The organism is Neobacillus rhizosphaerae (assembly GCF_050477885.1).
Taxonomy (GTDB): Bacteria; Bacillota; Bacilli; order Bacillales; family Cytobacillaceae; genus Neobacillus; species Neobacillus rhizosphaerae_A.
On record NZ_JBCNAC010000198.1, the window covers coordinates 1 to 1,450 of the forward strand.

Consider the following 1,450-nt stretch of genomic DNA (forward strand, 5'->3'; position numbering starts at 1 on the left):
AGTTAGTCGTCATTCGTGAGTATTTCTCGCTAAAAAATGTTTGAAGAGTCAAGCCCATTATTATGTGTAAATTCATTCCTCATGAAATACAATATTAAGCAGATGATTTATTTTTGGTGTACTGGAAGGGGGTACCCCCTTCCAGTACACCAAAAATTCGCGCTTCGCGTCGCTACTTACTTTTTCTCTTTTTTGTCCTCAATTACTCTTCTTCCTACTTCCTCTGCATAGTCCATTAAGACCGCCCCAATTAATCTGAAAGCTGACTGTGTATTAGGAAATATTCTAATTACCCTCTCTCTTCTCCGGACTTCCTCATTGATTCTTTCTAACGAGTTTGTACTTCGAATATGCTTATGAAATTTCGGTTTCTCATTCAAGTATTGAATGGCATCTTCGAAGCCTTCCTCTAAAATTTCTATGGCCTTGTCTAATTTTGAATTGCCACTATATTGCTCAATGAACTCTTTCTTATATTTTCTGGCTTCTTCTACAGTCGCTACTTCAAATATTCTCTTTAACCCGAATTTGACTTCATCCATACCCTTTTTAGGCATATGGGTTATGATATTCTTTTTGAAGTGTACTGTACATCTTTGCCAAGCAGATCCTACAAACTCTGTTCCAATGGCAGCTTTTAGCCCTTTGTGTGCATCAGAAATGATTAGCTTAGGTGATTGAAGACCTCTAGACTGTAAGTATTGAAAGAAACGCTGCCAAGCTTCAGTACTTTCTACATGATCTACTCTCAAACCAAGAATTTCACGCCTATTGTTCTCGTCAACAGCCGTTGCGATATAAACAGCTTTAGATATCACACGGTTATGTTCTCTTACTTTGATATACATAGCATCTGCAAAGATATATGGGTAGTACATCGTGTTCAGAGGCCGACTTGCCCATTGATTCACTACAGGATCTAGCTTTTCTGTAAGAGTGGATACAAATGATTTAGAAACCTTATGTCCACAGAGTTGTTCCACAATATTGGAAACTTTTCTTGTGGAAACTCCATTGACCACCATTTCAAGCATAGCTAATACAAATGCTTGGTCACAACGGGCATATTGTTCAAACACTGTAGTTGAAAACTCTCCACTACGAGTACGAGGTACTCTAAGCGTAATTTTTCCAATGCTAAATAATAAATCACGATCATAATATCCATTGCGGTAGTCACGACGTAAACTTGAACGTTCGTAAGAACCGGCTTGTAAGAACTCATCGCGTTCTTTTTCCATAACAGAGTTTAATACAAGGACGATAGAAGCTTTGATGACAGCGTCTATATCAGAATTCATAACAGAATCTTTTAAATCATCAATATTTAGGTTAAACTGTATTTGAGTCATAATTAATTCCTCCACATTGTTTTCGTCGCTGATAACATTGTAGCCATGAGGAATTAATTTGACTCATTTTCTTTTTACACAATTATATGGACTTAATC

At 37.0% G+C, this 1,450-nt stretch carries 1 protein-coding gene; it reads right to left on the minus strand.

Going from position 1 to position 1,450, the window contains the following annotated elements; genetic code table 11:
* Positions 1-176: 176 nt before the first annotated feature.
* Entirely contained in the window at positions 177-1,352 is a 1,176-nt protein-coding gene (locus ABES03_RS25430; protein ID WP_430121964.1) for an IS256 family transposase, read from the minus strand.
* Positions 1,353-1,450: the final 98 nt, after the last annotated feature.